This window comes from Ensifer sp. ENS06 (genome assembly GCF_014852205.1).
In the GTDB taxonomy this organism is placed as follows: Bacteria; Pseudomonadota; Alphaproteobacteria; order Rhizobiales; family Rhizobiaceae; genus Ensifer; species Ensifer adhaerens.
Genome location: NZ_JACVBC010000001.1, coordinates 1,484,600 through 1,509,028, shown reverse-complemented (window position 1 = coordinate 1,509,028; position 24,429 = coordinate 1,484,600). Strand labels below are relative to the sequence as shown.

Here is a 24,429-nt window from a genome sequence, read left to right as displayed (position 1 = left end):
CTCTAAAAAACAGGAATGCCGAGCGAATGCAGCGTGAAAATCTGAGCCAGGACATGTTTGCCCCTCCGAAATCACCCCCGGTTCGCTGGCGGATTGCCGGCGAACTGGTCGATTATCCGCAGGCCGTCGAGCTGATGGAGCAGGAAGCCGCGGCGATTGCCGCCGGCACCGCAGATGAACTGGTCTGGCTCGTCGAGCATCCGCCGCTCTACACGGCCGGCACCAGTGCCGACGCCGCCGATCTCGTCATGCCCGACCGTTTTCCGGTCTTTGCCACCGGCCGCGGCGGCGAATACACCTATCACGGCCCGGGCCAGCGCGTCGTTTACGTCATGCTCGACCTCAAGCGCAGGAAGCAGGACGTACGCGCTTTCGTCGCGGCACTCGAAAGCGTCGTCATCTCCACGCTCGATTCGATGAACGTTCGGGGCGAGCGGCGTGAAGACCGGGTCGGTGTCTGGGTGCGGCGCCCGGAAAAGCCTGCCCTGCCCGACGGCTCCATGTCGGAAGACAAGATCGCCGCGATCGGCATCCGCCTGCGCAAATGGGTGAGTTTCCATGGCTTTGCGCTCAACGTCGACCCGGATCTCGACCATTTCGGCGGCATCGTGCCCTGCGGCATTCGCGGTTATGGCGTCACCAGCCTCGTCGATCTCGGCCTGCCCGTGATGATGCCGGACGTGGACATCCGCTTGCGCGAGGCCTTCGAGACCGTGTTCGGTCCGACGCGGAACGACGCGCCGTAAGCCCGTTCAACTTGCCGCTCGACGTCCAGCCTGCCGCTCACGCCAGATGATGAAGAGGCCCGAGCCAACGATGATGGCGATACCAAGCCATTTGGAGAGCGACGGAAAGTCTCCGAAGATGAGATAACCGAGCGCCGTCGCCGTGACGATCTCGAAATAATGAAACGGCGCGAGCAGCGAGACGGGTGCCGCCCGGAACGCCTTGACCACCAGCAGATGGCCGTAGCCGGATAGTGCGCCAAGCACGATCACGAGCATCCAGCCAAGCGGCGACTTCGGCAGCGACGGCACGAAATCGGCGCCGCCCATGCCGTTGCCGATCAGGATCACCAGCGCCATCGTCAATGTGCCGCCGATGCCGGCAATTGTCTGCATCGTTAGCGGCGAGTCGCCGGTACCGACAGCGCGGTTGAGGAGCAGGTAGCAGGCAAAGACGAAGGCGCAGGCAACCGGCAACAGCGCGGTCAAGCCGAAAGCGGCAAAGCTCGGCTGGATGACGATCATCGCTCCACCGAAACCGACGACAATGGCGAGCCAGCGCCGCCAGCCCACTCTTTCCTTGAGGAACACCGCCGAAAGGCAGGTCAGGATGAAGGGCTCGACGAAATAGATGGCGAAGGTGTCGGCAAGCGGCATGTACTTCACCGATATGAAGAAGAACAAGGCCGCGGTCGCCAGCAGCACACCGCGCAGCAGATTGGCCCAGGGCCGCTTTGGCCTCAACGCCCGCAGGCCACCGGCGCCAAGCAGCATCGGTAGCGTCGCCACCAGTTGGAAGAAGAAGCGGTAAAAGGTCACCTGCCCCGGCGACATGCCCTCATAGACGGCCATGTATTTCGCAATCACGTCCATACCCGGCAGGATGACCATGGCAAAGAGCATGATGGCGACGCCCTGCATCACCGTGTCGGTGTGTTCGGTGGTCGCAGTTCGGGCGTCTGTCATGGGGCAAGCTCCTGTGGCCGCCGCACATTAGAGCCTACGCGTTGGTTTTCAACGGCCGAGGATGCGACGGAGGAAGAACTATCCGCGCCCCAGCCGCAATTGACGGTGTTTTTGGCGCTTCGGGGTGGTCCCTCGCCGCCCAAATGCCTATAAGCTCAGGACAATCTTCCGCCCCGGATCTCATGGTCAGCCGTCGGCCCCATGGTTCGGGACCTTTGAACGTGACCGTGGCAAAGGAGATGTCCATGCGCTTGTCCACCGAAACGATGATTGCCCGCCTGCGCGACACCAGCGACGGTGATACGCTGGGAGGACGCATCTGGAGGGCGCGCGACGCCGCAAATCTCAGCGCCAAGGAACTGGCCGATCAACTCGGCGTGCGCACGGAGACGATCGCGGCCTGGGAGCGAGATCGGGCCGAACCCCGCACAAACCGGCTGTTCATGCTTGCAGGCGTACTCGGCGTCACCCCGGCCTGGCTGATCGCCGGGCTCGGCCGCGCGCCGGATGCCGACGCAATCGACGAGAAGGACGGCCTGCGCGAGCAGCTCGCCCTCGTCAAGAAGCTGCACGAACAGACCGGCAAGGCGATTGCCGCTCTTGAGATGGAACTCAATCGCGTTCAACAGAACATTCGATAACCTATTGCGATTCCACTTAGGGCCGCCGTTCTGGCGGCCCGACGTCATTTCAGTCCAAGGAGAAAATAGATGGATGTACGCGCCGCCGTTGCCGTTCAGGCAGGCAAGCCGCTCGAGGTCATGACGGTTCAGCTCGAAGGCCCGCGGGCCGGCGAAGTGCTGATCGAGGTCAAGGCCACAGGCATCTGCCACACCGACGATTTCACCCTGTCCGGCGCCGATCCGGAAGGCCTGTTCCCGGCGATCCTCGGCCATGAAGGCGCCGGCATCGTCGTCGACGTCGGCCCGGGTGTGACCTCGGTGAAGAAGGGCGATCATGTCATTCCGCTCTACACGCCCGAGTGCCGCTCCTGCCCGTCGTGTCTGTCGCGCAAGACCAATCTGTGCACCGCGATCCGCTCGACGCAAGGCCAAGGCCTGATGCCTGACGGCACCTCGCGCTTCTCGATCGGCAAGGACAAGATCCACCACTACATGGGCTGCTCGACCTTCGCCAACTACACGGTGCTGCCGGAGATCGCGGTTGCCAAGGTCAACCCGGACGCCCCCTTCGACAAGATCTGCTACATCGGCTGCGGCGTGACGACCGGCATCGGCGCCGTCATCAACACGGCACAGGTGGAAATGGGTGCGACTGCGATCGTCTTCGGTCTCGGCGGCATCGGCCTCAACGTCATTCAGGGCCTGCGCCTTGCCGGCGCCGACATGATCATCGGTGTCGACCTCAACAACGACAAGAAGGCCTGGGGCGAACGCTTCGGCATGACCCACTTCGTCAACCCGAAGGAGGTCGGCGATGACATCGTGCCTTACCTCGTCAACATGACCAAGCGCGGAGCCGACCAGATCGGCGGCGCCGACTACACCTTCGACTGCACCGGCAACACCAAGGTCATGCGCCAGGCGCTCGAGGCCTCGCATCGCGGCTGGGGCAAGTCGGTCGTCATCGGCGTTGCCGGCGCGGGCCAGGAGATCTCCACCCGGCCGTTCCAGCTCGTCACCGGCCGCAGCTGGATGGGCACCGCCTTTGGCGGCGCGCGCGGCCGCACCGACGTGCCGAAGATCGTCGACTGGTACATGGAAGGCAAGATCGAGATCGACCCGATGATCACCCACACGATGCCGCTCGAAGACATCAACAAGGGCTTCGAACTGATGCATTCTGGCGAGAGCATCCGCTCGGTCGTTCTCTACTAAGCTGCTATTTTGATTCAAGGAGGCGCCGGAGACGATTGATTTCCGGCGCCTTTTTCAGTCCCGTTGAGAAGTTGATTCAAGATGATCTATGTCGACGCAGACGCCTGCCCGGTGAAAGCCGAAATCCTGAAAGTGGCCGAGCGCCACGGGATCGAGGTGACCTTGGTCGCTAATTCGGGCCTGCGCCCTTCGCGCGACCCGATGGTGCACAATGTCATCGTCTCGGCAGGCTTCGACGCGGCCGACAACTGGATCGCCGAACGGGCGCACGAGGGCGATATCGTCGTTACCGCCGACGTGCCGCTTGCCGTTCGCTGCGTTGCCGCCGGCGCACTTGTCACCGGCCCCTCCGGCCGGGTCTTCGACAAGGGCAATATCGGCATGGCGTCTGCGATGCGCGATCTCGGACAGCACCTGCGCGAGACCGGCGAGAGCAAGGGCTACAACGCCGCCTTCACACCGCGCGATCGATCCGCCTTCCTCGAAACCCTTGACCGACTCGCGCGTCAGTCGAAAAAATGATCGCGCAACGGGCGGGACCATGGGGCCCGCAATCGCAGGGGCACTAGCATGGCAGCGACGACTAAGCTCAGGCACTGGCCGTTTTACACTGCCATTCTGTGCGCGCTCGCAAGCGTGCCTGTCCTCTGGTTCGTGGCGCAGCGTTTCGCCCTTGAAGGGGCAGCGATCACCTTCTTCTGCGTCTATCTCGTCCTATGCTGGCGGCGCTTGCGGATGATGACCGGTCGGCATCTGAAGACCCATGCCAGGAACACCGACGAGCCCGAGGTCGTGATCCTGCTCGTGACGTTCGGGGCAGCCGCGAGTTCGCTCGTATCCCTGTTTTTCGCGCTCAACGGCGAGAAGTCCGGCTCGGCGCTGGCGCTCGGCCTCGCCTTTGCCTCCGTTGTGCTCGGCTGGGCAACGATCCACATGATGGCAGCCATGCACTACGCCCATGTCTATTGGGTCCCAGCGCCCGATGGTCTGACCACCGAACCGGCACGCGGACTCGATTTTCCCGAAACGCCCGAGCCCGGCGGCTTTGACTTCCTCTATTTTTCCTTCGTCATCGGCATGACGGCGCAAACCTCCGATGTCGCCATCACCAAGACGGCCATGCGGCGCATCAACCTGATACACGCCATCGTATCGTTTTTCTTCAACACCGTGCTCGTCGCCGCCGCCGTCAATGCGGCCGTGCAGCTTGCCGGCTGAGCATCTTTATCCAAGGAGCATCCCATGAAAGTCCTTTCGCAAAATACCGCCTTCGGCGGCATGCAGGGCGTCTTTTCGCACGAGTCCGAGGCATGCAAGGGCGAGATGACCTTCGCCGTCTTCGTACCGCCGCAGGCAATCAACGAGCCGCGGCCGGTGCTCTGGTATCTCTCCGGCCTCACCTGCACGCATGCGAACGTCATGGAGAAAGGCGAGTACCGGCGCATGGCCGCCGAGCTCGGCTTGATCGTCGTCTGCCCGGATACGAGTCCGCGCGGCACTGATGTTCCCGACGAACTGACGAACTGGCAGATGGGCAAGGGCGCAAGCTTCTATCTCGATGCCACCGAAACGCCCTGGGCCGAGCACTACCAGATGTATAGCTACATCACCGAGGAGCTGCCCGCCTTCGTCAGCCAGCACTTCCGCATGGACATGAGCCGCCAGGGCATCTTCGGCCATTCGATGGGCGGTCACGGCGCCATGACCATCGCGCTCAAGAACCCGGGCCGCTTCAAGAGCTGCTCGGCCTTCGCCCCGATCGTCGAGCCTTCGACCGCCGACTGGTCGATCGGCGCCTTCGAGAAATATCTGGGCGCGGACCGCGCCGCATGGCGCCAATATGATGCCTGCGCGCTCGTCAAGGATGGTGCGCGCTTCCCCGAGTTCCTGATCGATCAGGGCAAGGCCGACAGCTTCCTTGAAAACGGCCTGCGTCCCTGGCTGTTCGAGGAAGCGGTCAAGGGCACCGGCATCGATTTGACGCTGCGCATGCATGAACGCTACGACCATTCCTACTACTTCATCTCGACTTTCATGGACGATCATCTGCGCTGGCATGCCGAGCGGCTGATCTAGCCACCGAATGGCGCAATTCCGTATGAAAGCCGCTTTCGCGGAATTGCGCCATCAATCTACCCGGAGCGACTGATGACCCACCTTCTCCTTGTTGGCGCCGGCGGCGCGATCGGCTCGATGCTGCGTTATCTCGTCGGTCTCTGGGCCGTTCACCGCTTCGGGTCCGGCTTTCCCTGGGGCACGTTTGGCGTCAACATAACGGGGTCGTTCCTGATCGGCGTGCTCGCTGAAGTGATCATGCGCAAGTTCGGCGCCTCGCCGGACATGCGTGTCTTCCTCATCACCGGTATTCTCGGCGGTTACACCACCTTTTCCGCCTTCTCGCTGGACGCAATCACGCTCTTCGAGCGCGGCGATGTCATGCTATCGGCCGTCTATGTCATCGCCAGTGTCGCGCTTTCGATCCTCGCGGTCTTCAGCGGGCTGGCTCTGATGCGCGCAATAGTCTAAAGGCTCGTCTTACAGGCGCTGCGTATCCAGGGGACACGCGGCGCATTGCTGCATTGTCCTTCAACCGTTGTCGCTTCAAGGGCATTGTCATGCAGCAACGAAAATATTGCGGCAGCCTTTGCGCGCCTGAAGCTTCCTCTTTGCGTCATCCCAACGCAGGGGCTTCGGACCGACGCGCGACGCTGCGACCAAACAGAAGGCAGGTTCGCTCAAATGGCAGGCATAGAACACAGGCAGGTGGACGGTGACGAGGCGGGCATGCGCCTGGATCGCTGGTTCAAGGTGCATTTTCCGGGACTGGGCTTCGGCCCGCTGCAGAAGCTTTTGCGCTCCGGCCAGATCCGCGTCGACGGTGCCCGCGCCAAATCCGACACGCGGATCCAGCCCGGCCAGACGATCCGCATTCCGCCGCTCGGAGTGGATCCCAAGGAAACCAAGACCGGGCCGATCGCCGGACGCGACCTCAGGAACTCACCCGACGGCGAACTGCTGTCGCGCATGGTGCTGCACGAGGACGCCAAGGTTATCGTGCTCAACAAGCCTGCCGGCCTTGCCGTTCAGGGCGGCTCGGGCGTCAACCGACATATCGACAAGATGCTTGAAGCCTGGACCAACCAGAAGGGCGAAAAGCCGCGTCTCGTCCACCGGCTCGACCGCGACACGTCAGGCGTGTTGGTGATCGCCCGCACCCGGGGTGCAGCGCAGAAGCTGACCGCCGCCTTCCGCGAGCGCGACACCAAAAAGACCTACTGGGCGCTGGTCAAGGGCGTGCCGCGCAAGCGCGAAGACCGCATCTCCACCTGGCTCGTCAAGGAGCAGACGCCGGATGGCGACCGTATGCGCATCGCCAAACACGGTGAAGACGGTGCCGACCACGCCATCTCCTACTACCGTATTCGCGAACAGGCCGCACAGAACCTCGCCTGGCTGGAGATGGAGCCCTATACCGGCCGCACCCATCAGCTTCGCGTCCATGCACTGCACATTGGACACCCGATCCTCGGCGACCCCAAATATTTCGACGCCGACGTCAATTGGAGCCTGCCCGGCGGCATGCAGAACCGTCTGCATCTGCACGCGCGCCATATCGATATTCCTCACCCGGACGGTGGCCGCCTGCGCGTGACCGCGCCGCTGCCACCGCACATGGTCCAGAGCTGGAACCTGCTGGGCTTCGAAGAGAACGAGCCTGGCGAGGACGACTGATGAAACTGGCGCTTTTTGATTGTGACGGTACGTTGGTCGATAGCGGAGGCCTGATCCATGAAGTGATGGCGCGCACCTTCGAGGCCTTCGATCTCGAGCGCCCGCCCCTGTCGGCAACCAAGAGCATTATCGGCTTGACCCTCGACATTGCCATCGCGCGCCTGCTCGGCCGTGAACATGTCGACGATCAGGCGCTGGCGATGACGGCGCACTACAAGTCGATCTTCGCCGGCGTTCGCGCAGAGGCAGGCTTCCAGGAGCTTCTGTTTCCGGGTATCGCCGACATGATGCAGACGCTGTCGTCACGCGACGCACTGTTGATCGGCGCCGTAACCGGCAAGTCGCGTCGCGGCCTGACGCATATTTCCGAGACTCACGGCTTCGACCGGATTTTCTTCGTGTCCCGCACCGCCGACGACTGCCCCTCCAAGCCGCATCCGGCCATGGTGACGGAATGCTGCTTTGAAGCCGGCATCGATGCGAAGGATACAGTCGTCATCGGCGACGCGATCTACGACATGCAGATGGCCAAGGCCGCTGGAGCATCCGCCATCGGCGTCGCCTGGGGCTATGCTTCCGTTCCCGACCTCATCGAGGCGGGCGCGGATTTCGTTGCCCGGACGCCGGCCGACATCATTGAATGGATGGAACACAATCATGTCTGATATTCGCGACGAACTCAGCGGTGCGATGAGCCACGAGGATCCGGTCCGCCGCGCGCAAATCCAGATGCTGAAGCCACTGCCGAAGCGCTTCTACAAGGACGTCAGCGTGGCCGCGGCCGATGGCGATACGCACGCGGTGCTGCTCGACGGCCGCACCGTGCGCACGCCGGCCAAGCAGCCGCTTGCCGTGCCGACGCGCAAGCTCGCCGACATGCTCGCCGCCGAATGGGATGCGCAGGCAGAGGTCATCGATCCCGGCAAGATGCCGATCACGCGAATCGTCAATACCGCACTTGACGGCGTCGCCAAGGACCAGCGCTCGGTCTTCGACGATATCCTGCGTTTCGCCGGAACGGACATGCTCTGCTATCGCGCCGATAGCCCGGAGGGCCTCGTCGCCCGCCAGAACGAAATCTGGAACCCGGTGATCGAGTGGGCCCAGCAGGCACTCGGCGCCCGTTTCATACTCGCCGAAGGCGTGATCCACCAGGAGCAGCCGGAGGAAGCGCTTTCCGCCTATGCCGAAGGCCTGCGCGCCTTCGCAACCCCGCTCGGCCTCACCTGCGTCCACACGGTGACGAGCCTGACCGGCTCTGCGTTGCTGGCGCTCGCCTTCGCTTCCGGCCGGATATCCGCCGAAAAAGCCTGGACGGCCGCCCATGTCGACGAGGACTGGCAGATCGAACATTGGGGAACCGACGAGGAGGCCTTCCGCCGCCGCGAGAACCGCTGGCAGGAAATGCAGGCGGTCGCCACGGTTCTTGACGCCCTGCGCTGACGACACCGGATACCACGGAATGCGAAGCGGGCTGCGTGTCTTCCGACGCGCAGCCCGCTTTCTTTTTGGTTCAATATGTCGCCGTCAGAGCGGCTCTGTTCGCGCTAACGTAACGGAAGCCAATAGCCGCAGCGTTAAGCGGCCAGCTTCAGGCCGGCGATACCGCTGACGATGAGCGCGATGCAGCCAAGGCGAACGAAGGTTGCCGGTTCGGCAAACAGGAAAATGCCGAGGATCACGGTGCCGACGGTGCCGATACCGGTCCAAACAGCGTAAGCCGTACCGAGCGGCAGGGTCCGCACGGCGAGACCGAGCAACGCGATGCTGAGGATCATCGAACCGACGGTCAGGATCGTCGGTGTCACCCGCGTAAAACCATCCGTGTATTTGAGACCAATTGCCCAGCCGATTTCAAGAATACCGGCAAGCAGAAGAAGGAACCAGGCCATGTCAAACTCCCAAAGTTTGGAGCGAGGCCGTCCCCGCGGATGTTCGGTATCGCCTTTGCGAACCGTGCAGCCGTCTGCAACGCGGGTTCTATCTCACACTCCAGTTTCGCCGGCAAGGCGGTCAAGGGCAAATCAGCCTTGCGTCCGCGGCAAAGCTAAACCATTTCACGCTGTCGTTGAAACCATGGAAACGTGCGAGGCGCTGAGGGTCTGCAAGTCTGCCCCCTACGGTGCGTTGCGCTCCCGACGGAGTTTCGCCCACCATTCCAGCCGCTTGCGGATCTCGCGCTCGAAACCGCGCTCCGGCGGATCATAGAAGGTTCTGCGCCCCATCTTCTCGGGGAAATAGTCCTGGCCGGAAAAAGCATCCGGCTCGTCATGGTCGTAGCGGTAGCCGTCGCCGTAGCCCTCACCCTTCATCAGTTTCGTCGGGGCGTTGAGGATATGTTTCGGCGGCAGCAGCGAGCCGTTTTCCTTCGCCGCCCGCATCGCTGCCTTGTAGGCGGTATAGACGCCGTTCGATTTCGGCGCGGTCGCGAGATAGACGCAGGCTTCGGCAAGCGCCAGTTCGCCCTCGGGCGAGCCGAGATAGTCATAGGCGTCCTTGGCGGCGTTGCAGATCACCAGGGCCTGCGGGTCGGCAAGGCCGATGTCCTCGACCGCCATGCGCACCAGGCGCCGCCCGAGATAAAGCGGATCCTCGCCAGCATCGAACATGCGGCAGAGATAGTAGAGTGCGGCATCCGGATCAGAGCCACGCACCGCCTTGTGCAAGGCCGAGATCAGATTGTAGTGGCCGTCCTGGCCCTTGTCATAGACGGGCGCCCGGCGCTGTACGATGTTCTGGAGTGCTGCCGCATCGAAGATCTCGTCGCGGCGCGCGGCGCGCCAGACTTCTTCCGCCAGTGTCAGCGCAGCGCGACCGTCGCCGTCGGCCATACGGATGAGGCTGGCGCGCGCATCCGCATCGAGCGGCAGTTTCTTGGCCTCGGACTCTTCGGCGCGCGACAGCAGTTCCTCGATGCTGTCTTCGCCATGCGGCTTGAAGGTCAGCACCCGGGCTCGGGACAGGAGAGCGGCGTTGAGTTCGAAGGATGGGTTTTCCGTCGTCGCGCCGACAAGGATGACGGTGCCGTCTTCCATCACCGGCAGGAAGCTGTCCTGCTGTGCCCGGTTGAAGCGATGAATCTCGTCGACGAAGAGCAGCGTCTGACGGCCGGACATGCGCCTTGCCCGCGCCGCCTCGAACACCTTCTTGAGATCGGCGACACCGGAGAAGATCGCGGAGATCTGCTCGAAGGCGAGACCCGCCTCCCCCGAAAGCAGCCGCGCCACGGTCGTCTTGCCGGTTCCGGGCGGCCCCCAGAAGATCATCGACCCGAGCGAACCCGAAGCAATCATGCGCGACAGCACGCCGTCCTCACCGGTCAGGTGATCCTGACCGGTGACTTCGGCAAGCGTTCGCGGGCGAAGCCGGTCGGCAAGCGGTCTTGCCGACGCCATTTCCGGTGGCTCGTGGGCGGTGAACAGGTCGCTCATCGGAAGAACTGACGGATGAGCTGGCCGTCGCGCTCGATCTCGACACGCCAGAAGGAGGCATCGTCGGCCATTACCTGTTCCAGCGTCTTCGACGTGTCAATCGCCGTGCCGTTGACCGACCGCACGATGTCCTTCGGCTCGAGGCCGATGCGGGCGGCGGGCGAACCGCGGTTGACCTGCATGACGACGACGCCCTGCAGCGAGGTCGACATGCGCAGCTCGTCGGCAAGGCGCGGCGACAGGTTGGCAACGACTGCACCGGCGAAGGGGTTACGACCTTCGATCAGCCGTTCATCCCGTGGCGACGTTTCTGGAGCCCGGTCGAGCTTGATCGTCACTTCCCGCGGCTTGCCGTTTTCCGATACGGTGACGCGCGCCTCATGACCGATGCCGACCGTCGTCAGGCGATAACCGAGTGCGTCGGGATGTTCGACCTCGATGCCGTTGACGGCGGTGATCACCTGGCCGGGCTTGATACCGGCCTGTTCGGCCGGGCCACCGGCCACGACGGCGGTCACCAGCGCTCCGCGGGCGCGGCTGAGGCCCAGGGCTTCGGCCACTTCCGAAGTGACCGGCTCGAAGCTGGCGCCGATGAAGGGACGCACGAAGGCGCCGTTGCCACCTTCGGCCGACGCAACGAAGACCTTCACCAGATTGGCCGGGATGGCAAAGCCAACGCCGTTAGAACCGCCGCCCTTGGAGAAGATCGCGGTGTTGATGCCAATGAGCTGGCCGTTCATGTCGATAAGGCCACCGCCGGAATTGCCCGGGTTGATCGCCGCATCCGTCTGGATGAAGAAGCCGAAATCACCCGAGGAGACCTGATTGCGCGCGAGCGCCGAAACGATGCCACTCGTCACCGTCTGGCCGACGCCGAAGGGGTTGCCGATCGCGAGAACGAGGTCGCCGACCTCGACTGCATCGGAATCACCAAGCGGCACGATGTCGAAGGGACCGTCCGACTGGATCTTCAAAACAGCGAGGTCGAGCCGGTCGTCCTTGAGCACGATCTTGCAGGGAAACTCGCGGCCATCGGCCAGCGCCACCTTGATATCGTCAGCGCCCTCGATGACGTGGTTATTGGTCACGACGATGCCGTTCTTGCCGACGATCACCCCGGAACCGAGCGAAGACTGCTTCTCCGAGCGGTTCGGCATGCGTTGGCCGAAGAACTCCTCGAAGAAGGGGTCACCGGAGAAAATCGAACGGCGCTCGACCACCCGCTCGGCATAGACGTTGACGACGGCATTTGCCGTCTGCTTGACGAGAGGCGCAAAGGAAAGCTGCATTTCGGTCCGCGATTGCGGAACGCTCTTGGCCTCCTGGGCCAATGCCGGACAGGCGAGAGAAACAGCGATGACGAGCGAAACAAGCGCTCTTCGACCTACGATCATGTGAAGCATTCTCCTATTCGTCGCGGCTACGTTCAGATAGGATTTCGCGGGAAAAAAGGCAAATGTTGGCGCAGGATATGCAAAGTTGCCGGCTTCACGCGCTACGCACGAAAACGTGGTTCGCAACCCCTTTCACGGTGATCGAAAGTCTGGTGAGTTCATAGAAGACAAGGCTCATAAATCACTTCGGAAAAGACCATGCCATCTTACCGCCCGCCGCGAATCGTTTCCTCCGAGATCACCCCGGAGGCCCTCTTCTTCAACCGCCGCACCTTCCTCGGGGCTGCTGCCGGCGGCGGCATGCTGCTTGCAGGCAGCGGCACGGGGCTGGCGGCCGCACTCGGCGCGCCCAAGAGCAAATACACTGTCGACGAAGACCTGACGCCGGAGGCCGACGTCACCAGCTACAACAATTTCTATGAGTTCGGGACCGGCAAGGGCGACCCGGCTGCCAATTCGAACAGCTTCAAGGCAACGCCCTGGACGGTGAAAGTCGATGGCCTCGTCGGCAAGCCGAAGGAATTCGGGCTCGAGGAACTGCTCGCGCTCCCGATCGAGGAACGCGTCTACCGCATGCGCTGTGTCGAGGCCTGGTCGATGGTGATCCCCTGGACCGGGTTTCAGCTCTCGGCCCTGCTCGACAAGGTAGAGCCGCTTGGCAGCGCGAAATATGTCTCGTTCGAAACCGTGGTGCGCCCGTCGGAAATGCCGGGACAATCCGGTTTCTTCCAGCCGCTTGCCTGGCCCTATCGCGAAGGGCTGAGGCTCGACGAGGCCCGTCACCCGCTGACGCTGCTGTCCGTCGGCGTCTACGGCAAGACGCTTCCCAACCAGAACGGCGCGCCGATCCGGCTGGTTACCCCCTGGAAATACGGTTTCAAGGGGATCAAGTCGATTGTGCGCATTTCGCTCACGGAAACCCAGCCACCGTCCACCTGGAACCTCTCGGCGCCGAACGAGTACGGCTTCTTTGCCAACGTCAATCCGGCGGTCGATCATCCACGCTGGAGCCAGGCAACGGAAAACCGCATCGGCGGTGGCGGCTTCTTCGGCTCCAACCGGCGCGATACCCTGCCCTTCAATGGCTATGCCGACGAGGTGGCCGGACTTTATGCCGGCATGGATCTCAGAGCGAACTATTGATCATGGCCCGCCTGCCCTCGCTACCGAAACGCTACCATTCGGCCTCGGTCTGGGGGCTCTACGGCTTTGGTCTGCTGCCCGCCGCCTATGCATTCTATCTCGGCGCTACGGGCCAACTGCCCGGAAACCCGGTCAAGGAATTCGAACACCTGCTCGGCCTGTGGGCGCTGCGTTTCCTCGTCGCGACATTGGCGATCTCGCCGATCCGCGACCTATTCGGCATCAACTGGCTGCGCTATCGGCGGGCCTTGGGTTTGCTGGCGTTCTACTATGTGCTGATGCACTTCCTTGCCTACATGCTGCTCGATCAGCGGCTAAACTTTCCGAGCATACTGGCCGACATCGCCCGCCGCCCCTTCATCACCATCGGCATGGCCGCACTCGTCATGCTGATCCCGCTGGCGCTCACCTCCAACAACTGGTCGATCCGCAGGCTCGGTACGCGGTGGAACACGCTTCACCGCCTGGCCTATGTGATCGCCACCGCCGGCGCCGTGCATTTTTCGATGTCGGTGAAGGTCATCGGCGCCGAACAGCTGCTTTATCTCGGGCTCGTCGCCGTACTGCTTGTCTGGCGGCTGGTGCGCAAGCCGTATCTGCGGCGCAAGCGACAGGCGGCCAATGCGCCGGTCAGAACCGCCGCCGGAAGCGCCTGCGGCCATCTTCGCCTCGCCAGGACATCGACCCTCGATCGCATTTCGACGAAACGGTGACAGAACGAGCACACCGCCAAACGCACGCTAAGCAACAGCCCCAAAAGAAAAAGCGGCCGGGTGACGAACACCCGGCCGCTTCAATTTTCTGCCTTCGATCGGCTTAGGCTGCTTCAGCAGCTTCGGCTTCTGCAGCAACGCGGGCGAGATCCTTCGCGCCCTTTGCCGAGACGTCGCGGTCAACGAATTCGATGACGGCGAGCGCGGCGTTGTCGCCGTGACGGAAGCCAGCCTTCATGATGCGCAGGTAGCCGCCGTTGCGGGTGGCGTAGCGCGATGCGATCGTGTCGAACAGCTTGGCAACGACAGCGGCGTCGCGGATCTGCGAGATCGCCTGGCGGCGAGCGTGCAGGTCACCGCGCTTGCCGAGCGTGACGAGCTTCTCGACGATCGGGCGGATTTCCTTGGCCTTCGGCAGCGTCGTAACGATCTGCTCGTGTTCGATCAGCGAAGCTGCCATGTTGGCAAACATCGCCTTGCGGTGGCTGGCGGTTCTATTCAGCTTGCGGCCGGCTTTACCGTGGCGCATGGCTATTCTCCTTCACTTGCAGGCATTCGCCCGCAGTCTAATGGTTAGTATTGGTCTTCGTAACGCTTGGCGAGATCTTCGATGTTCTCGGGCGGCCAGGACGGCACTTCCATGCCGAGGTGCAGGCCCATGGAAGCGAGAACTTCCTTGATTTCGTTCAGCGACTTGCGACCAAAATTCGGCGTGCGGAGCATTTCTGCTTCGGTCTTCTGAATGAGGTCGCCGATGTAGACGATGTTGTCGTTCTTCAGGCAGTTGGCCGAACGGACCGAAAGTTCCAGTTCGTCGACCTTCTTGAGAAGCGCCGGGTTGAAGGCGAGTTCGGTAACGGCCTCTTCCTCTGCTTCCTTCTGCGGCTCGTCGAAGTTGACGAAGACCGACAGCTGGTCCTGAAGGATGCGGGCCGCAAATGCGATCGCATCTTCACCGGTGACGGAACCGTCCGTCTCGATGGACATCGTCAGCTTGTCATAGTCAAGAACCTGGCCTTCGCGGGTGTTTTCCACCTTGTAGGACACCTTCTTGACCGGCGAGTACAGGCTGTCGACCGGGATCAGGCCGATCGGAGCATCTTCCGAACGGTTGCGATCAGCCGGCACGTAACCCTTGCCGTTGTTGACGGTGAACTCCATGCGGATCTCCGCGCCCTCGTCGAGGGTGCAGATCACATGGTTCGGGTTGAGGATTTCGATATCGCCAACCGTCTGGATGTCACCGGCGGTTACAACGCCCGGACCCTGCTTGCGCACGACCATGCGCTTTGCGTCGTCGCCATCCATCTTGATGGCGATTTCCTTGATGTTGAGCACGATGTCCGTCACATCTTCCCGGACGCCCGGGATAGAGGAGAACTCGTGCAGGACGCCGTCGATCTGCACTGCGGTGACAGCAGCACCGCGCAGCGACGACAGCAGCACGCGGCGAAGCGCGTTGCCGAGCGTCAGACCGAAGCCGCGTTCAAGCGGTTCCGCAACCAACGTTGCCTTGGTGCGGCCGGAGGAGACGAACTCCACCTTGTTCGGCTTGATCAGTTCCTGCCAATTCTTCTGGATCATGTTTTCTGCCTTCCGTTCGTTGCCACCATCCAATCGTGACAACCGAGCCCCGAAGACCGGGAGCGCGCGTCTGCGCCCTCACCGGCATGTTGAATGCATATGATCAGACGCGGCGCTTCTTGCGCGGGCGGCAGCCGTTGTGCGGGATCGGGGTCACATCGCGGATCGAGGTGATCATGAAGCCCGCAGCCTGCAGCGCGCGAAGAGCGGATTCACGGCCGGAACCCGGACCGCAAACTTCGACTTCCAGCGACTTCATGCCGTGTTCCTGAGCCTTCTTGGCGCAGTCTTCAGCGGCGATCTGTGCGGCAAACGGGGTCGACTTACGCGAACCCTTGAAACCCTTGGCACCGGCAGACGACCAGGCAATCGCGTTGCCCTGTGCGTCGGTGATGGTGATCATGGTGTTGTTGAACGACGAATTGACGTGCGCGACGCCAGACGTGATGTTCTTGCGTTCGCGACGGCGAACGCGGGTGGCTTCCTTGGCCATAGGATCCCTTTCTTAGATCTCTGCACCGCCGTAATTCCAGCGGCTCCACCGGGAAAAGGATTTGACGTCCCCTGCCCTGCATCTTCATTTCCCGCAGGACGAGATATCGTCCGGCGAACATATCGCCCGGCCGGATCGGCCGAACAAAGGTCAGGCAAACGCCCTTCCAAACTGCAAAAGGAGGCCGGCGTTTGACACCAGCCTCCCAATCTCCCTTTTCGGGAAATTACTTCTTCTTACCGGCAATCGCCTTCGCCGGACCCTTGCGGGTGCGGGCGTTGGTGTGGGTGCGCTGACCGCGAACCGGCAGGCCACGACGGTGACGCAGGCCGCGGTAGCAGCCAAGGTCCATCAGGCGCTTGATGTTCATCGAGGTCTCGCGACGCAGGTCACCTTCGACCTGGTAGTCGCGGTCGATCGTTTCGCGGATCTGCAGGACTTCAGCGTCCGTCAGCTGATGCACGCGACGATCAGCCGGAATACCGACCTTCTCGATGATTTCCTGTGCGAATTTCGGGCCGATCCCGTGAATGTAGGTCAGCGCAATAACTACGCGCTTTGCCGTCGGGATGTTGACGCCAGCGATACGTGCCACGTCTATTCTCCTTGCGTTCCAGTTGCCATCCGGCAATAGGTGCTTCGTTACGCGACCTCGAAGAGCCGCACGTTGATTGAGGTTCGAGACACGTCAAAAACGACCGTACCCGGACTTCATTTTCTTTGAAGACCGCGCCGACCGCTCTCATGTCGCGAGTTGGCGCTGTCTTTGGCGGAATCGGCCGGAAAAGTCAACTCCCCGGCAGTTCCTTTTCGGCAAAGACCAGTGTCTAAGCCAGAATCTTCTCGATCTCGGCGGTGACGGTGTTCACTTCCGCCATGCCATCAACCGTTCTGAGCTGCCCCGTTCCGGCGTAGTGCTCGGAGAGCGGCGCCGTCTTTTCACGGTACTCGGTCAGGCGGCGCTTGAAGGCTTCCGGATTGTCGTCCGAACGGACGGTGCCGCCGGCTGCGATGGTTTCCGCTACGCGATTCTCCATCCGCTTTACAAGGGCTGCCTCGTCGACCTTGAGCTCGATTACGGCATCGAGCTTCAGACCCTTGCCCTCGAGCATCTTGCCGAGCGCAATCGCCTGCGGAACCGTGCGCGGGTAACCGTCGAGGATGAACCCCTTCGCGCAGTCCGGCTGGTCGATGCGATCCGACACGATTTCGTTGACGATCTCATCGGATACCAGCTGACCGGCATCCATGACCGCCTTCGCACGCTTGCCGACCTCGGTCGCCTGGGCGACGGCCGCCCGCAGCATATCTCCTGTGGAAAGCTGCGGAATGCCGTATCTCTCCGTCAGAAGCTTGGCCTGTGTCCCCTTGCCAGCGCCCGGCGGTCCCAAAAAAATCAGTCTCATCGTCCCCTCTTTCCTCCGCGCAGCTTCGACTTCTTGATCAGCCCCTCATATTGCTGTGCGATGAGGTGGCCCTGGATCTGTGCTACCGTATCAAGGGTGACGCTGACAACAATCAAAAGCGACGTACCACCAAGGTAGAACGGCACGCCGGTCTGAGCGATCAGAACTTCCGGCAGAATGCAGACGAAGATCAGATAGGCCGCACCGATCACGGTGATGCGCGTCAGGACATAATCGATATATTCCGCGGTACGCTCGCCCGGACGAATGCCCGGAATGAAGCCGCCGTGCTTCTTCAGATTGTCGGCAGTGTCCTTCGGATTGAACACGATCGCGGTGTAGAAGAAGGCGAAGAACGCGATCATCGCACCGTAAAGCACCATGTAGAGCGGCTTGCCGTGCGCAAGTGCACCGACCACGGTGGTCGCCCAACCCGGCAGCGTCGCCGTATTGGCAAAGCCTGCGAGCGTTGCCGGCAGAAGCAGCAGCGACGAGGCGAAGATCGCCGGGATGACGCCCGCAGTGTTGAGCTTCAGCGGCAGGTGCGAGGTGTCGCCCTGGAACATGCGGTTGCCGACCTGGCGCTTCGGATACTGGATCAGAAGCCGCCGCTGCGCACGTTCGACGAACACGATGAGCGCGATCACGCCGACGACCATGACGATGATCGCGAGGATCAGCGGGGTGGACAGAGCGCCGGTGCGGCCGAGTTCGAGCGTGCCAGCGAGAGCCGTCGGCAGATGTGCGACGATACCGGCGAAAATGATCAGCGAGATGCCGTTGCCGATGCCGCGCGAGGTGATCTGTTCACCGAGCCACATCAGGAACATGGTGCCGCCAAGCAGAGAAATGACGGTCGAAACACGGAAGAACCAACCCGGATCGTTGACGAGGCCGTTGCCGCTCTCGAGGCCGACGGCGATGGCGTAAGCCTGCGCCGTGCCGAGAAGCACCGTGCCGTAACGGGTGTACTGGTTGATGATCTTGCGGCCCTGCTCGCCTTCCTTTTTCAGCTGTTCCAGTGCCGGAACGACAGAGGTCATCAGCTGAACGATAATCGAAGCAGAGATATAGGGCATGATGCCGAGCGCGAAGATCGCCATGCGCTCAACTGCACCGCCCGAAAACATGTTGAAGAGGCCGAGGATACCGCCGCTCTGGCCGCGGAATGCCTGGGCAAACGCTTCCGGGTTAAGACCGGGCAGCGGGATATAGGTGCCAAGACGGTAAACCAGAAGCGCACCAAGCGTGAACCAGAGCCGTTTCTTCAGATCTTCCGCCTTGGCGAAAGTCGAGAAATTCAGGTTCGAGGCGAGCTGTTCCGCTGCAGAAGCCATGCAATTCTCCGCGTACCAAATCTCGGAATCAGCGGGAACACCCGGTCCGTTCCGGAAGGACTAACTTTTCGTCTTGAAAACCGGACGCTAGGCGATTGTGTCTGCAATCGGATGCCTCACCGTGGTTTCCGCTATGTCCGCCGCGGCGAGCGATTCGCGCTTGCGGACGTGAGGCTCACATATGGGAGCAAAACCGCCCGGAGTGAAGCACCCCGGGCGGTTCATCAATAATATTATTCAGCAGCCGCAGCGAGCAGCTTGATCGAGCCGCCAGCCTTTTCGATCTTCTCGATCGCCGACTTGGAAGCACCGGCAACTTCGAGCGAAACCTTCGCCTTCAGTTCGCCGTCGGCCAGAACGCGGACGCCGTCCTTTTCGCGACGGATGACGCCGGCAGCCTTGAGGGCAGCTGCGTCAACGGTCTTGGAAGCGTCGAGCTTCTTGGCGTCGATTGCCGTCTGGATACGGCCGAGCGACACGACAACAAACTCCGAAGCGAAGATGTTGTTGAAGCCGCGCTTCGGCAGACGACGGTAGATCGGCATCTGGCCGCCTTCGAAGCCGTTGATGGCGACGCCCGAACGAGCCTTCTGACCCTTCACACCGCGACCGGCGGTCTTGCCGGAGCCCGAGCCGATACCACGGCCAAGACGCTTACGGCTGTGGGTCGAGCCTTCGTTGTCCTTGATTTCATTCAGTTTCATGAGCTTATCCCCCTCACTTCTCGTCGACGACGCGAACGAGGTGCTGGACAGTCCGGATCATGCCGCGGACAGACGGAGTGTCTTCCAGCGTGCGAACCCGGTGCATCTTGTTGAGGCCCAGACCGATCAGCGTCTGACGCTGTACGGCCGGACGGCGAATGGGGCTACCGATCTGCTCGACGGTAACGGTCTTCGCTGCGACTTCTTTCTTAGCCATCTGTCAGCTCCCTTATTCTTCGGAAGCAGCGCCGGAGGAAACACGACGAGCCTGGAGCGTGGCGTACTTCATGCCGCGCTGAGCTGCGATGTCCTTCGGGTGCATCTGGTTCTTGAGGGCGTCGAACGTTGCGCGAACCATGTTGTAGGGGTTCGACGAACCGGTCGACTTGGCAACGACGTCATGAACGCCGAGCGTTTCGAAGACGGCGCGCATCGGGCCACCAGCGATGATACCGGTACCGGCCTTGGCCGAACGCAGCAGCACCTTGCCGGCGCCATGACGGCCGTGAACGTCGTGATGCAGGGTACGACCACCACGCAGCGGGACGAAAATCAGGTCGCGCTTTGCGGCTTCGGTTGCCTTGCGGATGGCTTCCGGCACTTCGCGTGCCTTGCCATGACCGAAGCCAACGCGGCCCTTCTGGTCGCCAACGACGACGAGAGCGGCGAAACCGAAACGACGACCGCCCTTCACCACCTTGGCGACGCGGTTAATTGCTACGAGCTTATCGACAAATTCGCTGTCGCGCTCTTCGCGGTTCTGGCGATCTTCGCGAGAACCCTTTCTTTCCTGTGCCATTGTCCTTTTCCTTTTTCTTTTCCGGGTGCAATCGGCAGATTGACAAAAGTCGCCCCCGTCCGATGGATCGGATGCGACCGGAAACCTATGAGAGTGCCAGGCAGGCGCAACGCCCGCCTGGCGACCGATCAGAAGTTCAGACCACCTTCACGGGCAGCATCGGCCAAAGCCTTGATGCGGCCGTGATAGATGAAGGCGCCACGATCAAAGACAACGTCCTTGACGCCAGCCTTAGCGGCACGCTCAGCGATGAGCTTGCCGACGGCAGCAGCAGCTGCCGTGTCAGCGCCCGTCTTCAACGACGAACGCAGATCGGTATCGAGCGTGGAGGCAGACGCAAGCGTCTTGCCGGCCACGTCGTCGATAACCTGTACGTAGATGTTCTTCGACGAGCGATGAACCGACAGGCGCGGACGGCCATTGGCGACCGCCTTGATTTGACGGCGCACGCGGTTGGCGCGACGCACAAGAGTATCTTTCCTGCTAGCCATTTCGCGTGATCCTTACTTCTTCTTGCCTTCTTTGCGGACAATCCGCTCTTCGGCATACTTGACGCCCTTGCCCTTGTAGGGCTCGGGGCCGCGGTATTCGCGGATTTCCGCGGCAACCTGGCCGACCTGCTGCTTGTTGATGCCGGACACGATGATTTCGGTCGGCTTCGGAACAGCAATCGTGATGCCTTCCGGGGTCTGGTAGACGACGTCGTGGCTGAAGCCGAGCGCCAGCTGCAGGTTCTTGCCCTGCAGCGACGCACGATAACCAACGCCGTTGATTTCGAGCTTGCGCTCGTAACCGTCCTTGACGCCCTTGAAGATGTTCTCGATCATCGTGCGGGACATGCCCCACTTCGAACGAGCATCCTTGCTCTGGCTGAGCGGCTGTACAACAACCGCATTTTCTTCGAGCTTTACCGATACTTCGTCGTTTGCAACAAAGAACAGTTCGCCCTTCGGGCCCTTCGCCGTTACCTTCTGGCCATCAACGCTTGCCGTGACGCCTGCCGGAACCTGAACGGGCTTCTTACCGATACGAGACATTTTTATACCTGTCTGTTCGCTATGGAGAACTTGCTACCGTCTTCGATTAGAAGACGGAGCAAAGGATCTCGCCACCAACATTCTGTTCGCGTGCCTGATGATCGGCCATCACGCCCTTCGGGGTCGAAAGGATGGTGATGCCGAGGCCGTTCGCGACCTGCGGAATGGACTTAACCGAGACATAAACTCGGCGGCCCGGCTTGGAGACGCGTCCGATCTCACGGATCACGGAAGCGCCTTCGTAGTACTTCAGTTCGATGTTCAGCTCGGCCTTGCCGTTGCCGAATACGACTTCGGAGTAACCACGGATGTAGCCTTCAGCCTGAAGAACATCCAGAACACGTGCACGGAGCTTCGAAGCCGGCGTGGAAACGCTCGACTTGCGGCGAGCCGCGCCGTTACGGATACGGGTGAGCATATCGCCCAGCGGATCAGTCATTGCCATGTGCCCGTCTCCTTACCAGCTCGACTTGACAATACCCGGCACCTTGCCGAGGTTGCCCAGTTCGCGAAGCGCAATACGCGACATACGAAGTTTACGATAGAAGGCGCGCGGACGGCCGGTAACTTCGCAACGGTTGCGGATGCGGGTCTTGGATCCATCGCGCGGCAGGCCTGCCAGCTTGATGGTTGCCTTGAACCGCTCTTCAATCGGCAGAGACTGGTTCATGATGGTCGCCTTCAGAGCGGCACGCTTTGCAGCCTGCGAGGCAACCAGTTTGCGGCGGCGCTTGTTCTTTTCAACTGCGCTCGTTTTCGCCATTACAGTTATCCTTCTTTACGCTTGTCGTTACGGATTACTGACGGAACGGGAAGTTGAACTCTGTGAGCAGAGCGCGAGCTTCGTCGTCGTTAGTAGCCGTCGTGCAAACGATGATGTCCATGCCCCACATCTGATCAACCTTGTCGTAGTTGATCTCAGGGAACACAATGTGTTCCTTGACGCCCATGGCGAAGTTGCCACGTCCGTCAAAGGACTTCGGATTGAGGCCACGGAAGTCGCGAACGCGCGGAAGCGCGATGTTCACGAGGCGATCCAGGAACTCAAACATCCGAACGCCGCGCAGGGTAACCTTGGCACCGATCGGCATACCTTCGCGAAGCTTGAAGCCTGCGATGGAGTTGCGAGCGCGGGTGATTACCGGCTTCTGACCAGCAATCGCTGCGAGGTCGGCTGCAGCAACGGTCGGCTTCTTGGAGTCGCCCGTCGATTCGCCAACGCCCATGTTGATGACGATCTTGTCGAGGCGCGGGATCTGCATTTCGTTGGCGTAGGAGAACTTCTCCTGCATAGCCGCACGAATACGCTCGACATATTCCTTCTTGAGCCGCGGCTCGTAAGCGGACTTAGCCATCGATCACTACTCCCGAACGCTTGGCCACGCGGACCTTCTTGTCGCCATCGATCTTGAAACCGACGCGGGTCGGCTTGCCGTCCTTCGGATCGGCAATCGCGATGTTCGAAAGATGGATCGAGGCTTCCTTGTTGATGATGCCGGCTTCCTGGCTCTGGGTCTGGCGCTGGTGACGCTTCACCATGTTTACGCCACGCACGACAGCCCGGTCTTCCTTCGGCATTACCTGTACGACTTCGCCGGTACGACCCTTGTCCTTACCGGTGAGAACGACGACTTTGTCGCCTTTGCGAATCTTTTGCATCTCTCAACGCTCCCTTAGAGTACTTCTGGAGCCAGCGAGATGATCTTCATGTGGTTCTTGGCGCGAAGTTCGCGCGGAACCGGTCCGAAGATACGGGTGCCGATCGGCTCTTTCTTGTTATCGATAAGAACGGCTGCGTTGGTGTCAAAGCGGATGACAGAGCCATCCGGACGGCGGATGTCCTTCGCAGTGCGAACGACAACAGCCTTCATGACATCACCCTTCTTTACGCGGCCGCGCGGAATGGCTTCCTTGATCGAAACGACAATGATGTCGCCGACCGACGCATACTTGCGCTTGGAGCCGCCCAGCACCTTGATGCACATGACACGACGTGCGCCGGAATTATCCGCCACGTCGAGGTTTGTTTGCATCTGAATCATGTCAGGTCGCCTTCTTGTTGTTACCAGGCCGGTTGGGTCGAAACCCCCTCGCCCGGCTTATAGTGCTCATCTCAAAGCAAAAGAACGCCCGGAATCGAGCGTTCCCCTGCTTCAATTGCGTGCTTCATACAGGTATTTTCCCAAGACGCAAGGGTCTTGGCGTCAAAACCTGCTGAAATCAAGCGTGGGCGGCGACTACCGTCCAGCGCTTATCCTTCGAGATCGGCGCACATTCCTCGATGGAAACGACGTCACCAACCTTGTACTGGTTGTTTTCGTCATGCGCCTTGTACTTCTTGGAGCGACGGACGGTCTTCTGGAGGATCGGATGCGCAAAGCGGCGCTCGACCCGTACGACGACGGTCTTGTCGTTCTTGTCGCTGACAACAGTGCCCTGCAGAATGCGTTTCGGCATATTTTCTGGTCCTTAGGCCTTGGCTTCTGCCGCCTTCTGGCGGGCAATGGTTTTGACGCGTGCGATGTCCTTGCGGACTTCGTTGATACGCGAAGACTTCTCGAGCTGGCCGGTTGCCTTCTGGAAGCGCAGGTTGAACTGCTCCTTCTTCAGCTTGGCGAGCTCTTCGTTGAGTTGATCGGCGCTGAGAGCGCGAACATCTACGGCTTTCATGAGTTCACTCCTTACTCTGCGATACGCTGCACGAAGCGCGTCTTGACAGAGAGCTTGGCAGCGCCAAGACGAAGTGCCTCACGGGCAAGTTCTTCGCTGACACCATCGATCTCAAACATCATTCGGCCGGGCTTGACCTTGCATGCCCAGTATTCGACCGAACCCTTACCCTTACCCATGCGGACTTCCGTCGGCTTGGCGGTGACCGGAACGTCAGGGAACACACGGATCCAGACGCGGCCGGCGCGCTTCATGTGACGCGTGATCGCGCGGCGGGCCGCTTCGATCTCGCGTGCATTCACGCGGTTGGGTTCCTGAGCCTTAAGGCCGAATTCGCCGAAAGCGAGATCAGATCCGCCCTTGGCTACGCCCTTGATGCGGCCCTTGAACTGCTTGCGATACTTCGTACGCTTTGGCTGCAACATTTTTTTACTTCTCCGATATTGGCTGCCAAACG

35 protein-coding genes are annotated in these 24,429 nt (G+C 61.2%); 12 read left to right on the top strand and 23 right to left on the bottom strand.

Going from position 1 to position 24,429, the window contains the following annotated elements; all coding sequences use genetic code 11:
- Positions 1-26: 26 nt before the first annotated feature.
- Positions 27-746 (top strand): lipoyl(octanoyl) transferase LipB, encoded by a 720-nt coding sequence (gene lipB / locus IB279_RS07495; protein ID WP_113187853.1) that lies wholly within the window; start codon positions 27-29, stop codon positions 744-746.
- 6 nt (positions 747-752) lie between these two features.
- Here the strand turns inward: lipB and IB279_RS07490 are convergent, their stop codons facing one another.
- Entirely contained in the window at positions 753-1,691 is a 939-nt protein-coding gene (locus IB279_RS07490) for a DMT family transporter (protein ID WP_246801856.1), read from the bottom strand.
- 245 nt (positions 1,692-1,936) lie between these two features.
- On the opposite strand from IB279_RS07490, the gene IB279_RS07485 reads away from it, so the two are divergent.
- The 9 genes from IB279_RS07485 to IB279_RS07445 all read left to right on the top strand — a co-directional run bounded on the left by IB279_RS07485 (position 1,937) and on the right by IB279_RS07445 (position 8,704).
- Positions 1,937-2,332: a helix-turn-helix domain-containing protein gene (locus IB279_RS07485; protein WP_034804375.1), complete on the top strand. Its 396-nt coding sequence runs from the start codon at positions 1,937-1,939 to the stop codon at positions 2,330-2,332.
- A 69-nt stretch (positions 2,333-2,401) separates the two neighbouring features.
- Positions 2,402-3,529 carry an S-(hydroxymethyl)glutathione dehydrogenase/class III alcohol dehydrogenase gene (locus IB279_RS07480; protein ID WP_077961485.1) on the top strand — a complete coding sequence of 376 codons (1,128 nt, stop codon included), beginning with the start codon at positions 2,402-2,404 and terminating at the stop codon, positions 3,527-3,529.
- Positions 3,530-3,610: 81 nt separating this feature from the next.
- Positions 3,611-4,051 (top strand): YaiI/YqxD family protein, encoded by a 441-nt coding sequence (locus IB279_RS07475; protein ID WP_113187868.1) that lies wholly within the window; start codon positions 3,611-3,613, stop codon positions 4,049-4,051.
- 48 nt (positions 4,052-4,099) lie between these two features.
- Positions 4,100-4,747: a DUF1345 domain-containing protein gene (locus IB279_RS07470; protein WP_060520941.1), complete on the top strand. Its 648-nt coding sequence runs from the start codon at positions 4,100-4,102 to the stop codon at positions 4,745-4,747.
- Between the two features lie 24 nt (positions 4,748-4,771).
- Positions 4,772-5,605, top strand: a complete 834-nt coding sequence (gene fghA / locus IB279_RS07465; protein WP_112771318.1) for an S-formylglutathione hydrolase — start codon at positions 4,772-4,774, stop codon at positions 5,603-5,605.
- 72 nt (positions 5,606-5,677) lie between these two features.
- Complete coding sequence (crcB, locus tag IB279_RS07460) at positions 5,678-6,055, top strand: fluoride efflux transporter CrcB (protein WP_060520939.1); 378 nt, start codon at positions 5,678-5,680, stop codon at positions 6,053-6,055.
- A 213-nt stretch (positions 6,056-6,268) separates the two neighbouring features.
- A complete protein-coding gene (locus IB279_RS07455; RefSeq protein WP_113187869.1) occupies positions 6,269-7,261 on the top strand; it encodes an RluA family pseudouridine synthase in 993 nt (330 codons plus the stop codon).
- Positions 7,261-7,926, top strand: coding sequence for an HAD-IA family hydrolase (locus IB279_RS07450; RefSeq protein ID WP_034795628.1), 666 nt, complete (start codon positions 7,261-7,263; stop codon positions 7,924-7,926). Before IB279_RS07455 ends, IB279_RS07450 begins: the two co-directional genes overlap by 1 nt.
- Positions 7,919-8,704 carry an ATP12 family chaperone protein gene (locus tag IB279_RS07445; RefSeq protein ID WP_113187867.1) on the top strand — a complete coding sequence of 262 codons (786 nt, stop codon included), beginning with the start codon at positions 7,919-7,921 and terminating at the stop codon, positions 8,702-8,704. Before IB279_RS07450 ends, IB279_RS07445 begins: the two co-directional genes overlap by 8 nt.
- A gap of 134 nt (positions 8,705-8,838) precedes the next feature.
- Here IB279_RS07445 and sugE read toward each other — a convergent pair whose 3' ends face one another.
- The 3 genes from sugE to IB279_RS07430 all read right to left on the bottom strand — a co-directional run bounded on the left by sugE (position 8,839) and on the right by IB279_RS07430 (position 12,086).
- Positions 8,839-9,153 carry a quaternary ammonium compound efflux SMR transporter SugE gene (sugE, locus tag IB279_RS07440; RefSeq protein ID WP_034795623.1) on the bottom strand — a complete coding sequence of 105 codons (315 nt, stop codon included), beginning with the start codon at positions 9,151-9,153 and terminating at the stop codon, positions 8,839-8,841.
- Between the two features lie 225 nt (positions 9,154-9,378).
- The gene (locus tag IB279_RS07435) at positions 9,379-10,692 is read right to left on the bottom strand and encodes a replication-associated recombination protein A (protein WP_113187865.1); all 1,314 of its coding nucleotides are present in this window, start codon (positions 10,690-10,692) and stop codon (positions 9,379-9,381) included.
- The gene (locus IB279_RS07430; protein WP_034795616.1) at positions 10,689-12,086 is read right to left on the bottom strand and encodes a DegQ family serine endoprotease; all 1,398 of its coding nucleotides are present in this window, start codon (positions 12,084-12,086) and stop codon (positions 10,689-10,691) included. The genes IB279_RS07435 and IB279_RS07430 overlap by 4 nt, the downstream gene beginning before the upstream one ends.
- A gap of 198 nt (positions 12,087-12,284) precedes the next feature.
- Between IB279_RS07430 and msrP the strand changes: the two genes are divergently transcribed.
- Together msrP and msrQ are read left to right on the top strand one after the other, a co-directional pair.
- Positions 12,285-13,229 (top strand): protein-methionine-sulfoxide reductase catalytic subunit MsrP, encoded by a 945-nt coding sequence (gene msrP, locus IB279_RS07425; protein WP_112977359.1) that lies wholly within the window; start codon positions 12,285-12,287, stop codon positions 13,227-13,229.
- A gap of 2 nt (positions 13,230-13,231) precedes the next feature.
- Complete coding sequence (msrQ, locus tag IB279_RS07420) at positions 13,232-13,942, top strand: protein-methionine-sulfoxide reductase heme-binding subunit MsrQ (protein WP_192339134.1); 711 nt, start codon at positions 13,232-13,234, stop codon at positions 13,940-13,942.
- Between the two features lie 103 nt (positions 13,943-14,045).
- On the opposite strand, the gene rplQ is transcribed toward msrQ, so the two are convergent.
- The 19 genes from rplQ to rplP all read right to left on the bottom strand — a co-directional run bounded on the left by rplQ (position 14,046) and on the right by rplP (position 24,397).
- A complete protein-coding gene (gene rplQ, locus IB279_RS07415) occupies positions 14,046-14,471 on the bottom strand; it encodes a 50S ribosomal protein L17 (RefSeq protein ID WP_034795595.1) in 426 nt (141 codons plus the stop codon).
- Positions 14,472-14,515: 44 nt separating this feature from the next.
- Positions 14,516-15,526, bottom strand: a complete 1,011-nt coding sequence (locus tag IB279_RS07410) for a DNA-directed RNA polymerase subunit alpha (RefSeq protein WP_034795592.1) — start codon at positions 15,524-15,526, stop codon at positions 14,516-14,518.
- A gap of 103 nt (positions 15,527-15,629) precedes the next feature.
- Positions 15,630-16,019: a 30S ribosomal protein S11 gene (gene rpsK, locus IB279_RS07405; RefSeq protein ID WP_003536496.1), complete on the bottom strand. Its 390-nt coding sequence runs from the start codon at positions 16,017-16,019 to the stop codon at positions 15,630-15,632.
- Positions 16,020-16,245: 226 nt separating this feature from the next.
- The gene (gene rpsM, locus IB279_RS07400) at positions 16,246-16,614 is read right to left on the bottom strand and encodes a 30S ribosomal protein S13 (RefSeq protein ID WP_034795586.1); all 369 of its coding nucleotides are present in this window, start codon (positions 16,612-16,614) and stop codon (positions 16,246-16,248) included.
- Between the two features lie 232 nt (positions 16,615-16,846).
- Positions 16,847-17,425 carry an adenylate kinase gene (locus IB279_RS07395; RefSeq protein ID WP_034795582.1) on the bottom strand — a complete coding sequence of 193 codons (579 nt, stop codon included), beginning with the start codon at positions 17,423-17,425 and terminating at the stop codon, positions 16,847-16,849.
- Positions 17,422-18,762 carry a preprotein translocase subunit SecY gene (secY, locus tag IB279_RS07390; protein WP_034795578.1) on the bottom strand — a complete coding sequence of 447 codons (1,341 nt, stop codon included), beginning with the start codon at positions 18,760-18,762 and terminating at the stop codon, positions 17,422-17,424. The genes IB279_RS07395 and secY overlap by 4 nt, the downstream gene beginning before the upstream one ends.
- 233 nt (positions 18,763-18,995) lie before the next feature.
- Positions 18,996-19,466: a 50S ribosomal protein L15 gene (rplO, locus tag IB279_RS07385; RefSeq protein ID WP_034795576.1), complete on the bottom strand. Its 471-nt coding sequence runs from the start codon at positions 19,464-19,466 to the stop codon at positions 18,996-18,998.
- A 13-nt stretch (positions 19,467-19,479) separates the two neighbouring features.
- Positions 19,480-19,683, bottom strand: a complete 204-nt coding sequence (rpmD, locus tag IB279_RS07380) for a 50S ribosomal protein L30 (protein ID WP_043623384.1) — start codon at positions 19,681-19,683, stop codon at positions 19,480-19,482.
- Positions 19,684-19,695: 12 nt separating this feature from the next.
- A complete protein-coding gene (rpsE, locus tag IB279_RS07375) occupies positions 19,696-20,265 on the bottom strand; it encodes a 30S ribosomal protein S5 (protein ID WP_034795569.1) in 570 nt (189 codons plus the stop codon).
- 128 nt (positions 20,266-20,393) lie between these two features.
- A complete protein-coding gene (gene rplR, locus IB279_RS07370) occupies positions 20,394-20,756 on the bottom strand; it encodes a 50S ribosomal protein L18 (protein WP_034795567.1) in 363 nt (120 codons plus the stop codon).
- Between the two features lie 12 nt (positions 20,757-20,768).
- A complete protein-coding gene (gene rplF, locus IB279_RS07365; RefSeq protein WP_034795564.1) occupies positions 20,769-21,302 on the bottom strand; it encodes a 50S ribosomal protein L6 in 534 nt (177 codons plus the stop codon).
- 46 nt (positions 21,303-21,348) lie between these two features.
- Complete coding sequence (gene rpsH, locus IB279_RS07360; RefSeq protein ID WP_025426677.1) at positions 21,349-21,747, bottom strand: 30S ribosomal protein S8; 399 nt, start codon at positions 21,745-21,747, stop codon at positions 21,349-21,351.
- A 12-nt stretch (positions 21,748-21,759) separates the two neighbouring features.
- Entirely contained in the window at positions 21,760-22,065 is a 306-nt protein-coding gene (gene rpsN / locus IB279_RS07355) for a 30S ribosomal protein S14 (RefSeq protein ID WP_034795562.1), read from the bottom strand.
- Positions 22,066-22,099: 34 nt separating this feature from the next.
- The gene (gene rplE / locus IB279_RS07350; protein WP_034795552.1) at positions 22,100-22,657 is read right to left on the bottom strand and encodes a 50S ribosomal protein L5; all 558 of its coding nucleotides are present in this window, start codon (positions 22,655-22,657) and stop codon (positions 22,100-22,102) included.
- The gene (gene rplX, locus IB279_RS07345; RefSeq protein WP_025426674.1) at positions 22,650-22,961 is read right to left on the bottom strand and encodes a 50S ribosomal protein L24; all 312 of its coding nucleotides are present in this window, start codon (positions 22,959-22,961) and stop codon (positions 22,650-22,652) included. The genes rplE and rplX overlap by 8 nt, the downstream gene beginning before the upstream one ends.
- Positions 22,962-22,975: 14 nt before the next feature.
- Positions 22,976-23,344, bottom strand: a complete 369-nt coding sequence (rplN, locus tag IB279_RS07340; RefSeq protein ID WP_034795548.1) for a 50S ribosomal protein L14 — start codon at positions 23,342-23,344, stop codon at positions 22,976-22,978.
- A gap of 178 nt (positions 23,345-23,522) precedes the next feature.
- Positions 23,523-23,759, bottom strand: a complete 237-nt coding sequence (gene rpsQ / locus IB279_RS07335) for a 30S ribosomal protein S17 (RefSeq protein ID WP_034795546.1) — start codon at positions 23,757-23,759, stop codon at positions 23,523-23,525.
- Positions 23,760-23,771: 12 nt separating this feature from the next.
- Positions 23,772-23,972 (bottom strand): 50S ribosomal protein L29, encoded by a 201-nt coding sequence (gene rpmC, locus IB279_RS07330; protein ID WP_034795543.1) that lies wholly within the window; start codon positions 23,970-23,972, stop codon positions 23,772-23,774.
- A gap of 11 nt (positions 23,973-23,983) precedes the next feature.
- Positions 23,984-24,397, bottom strand: a complete 414-nt coding sequence (rplP, locus tag IB279_RS07325; RefSeq protein WP_011975175.1) for a 50S ribosomal protein L16 — start codon at positions 24,395-24,397, stop codon at positions 23,984-23,986.
- Positions 24,398-24,429 lie beyond the last annotated feature (32 nt).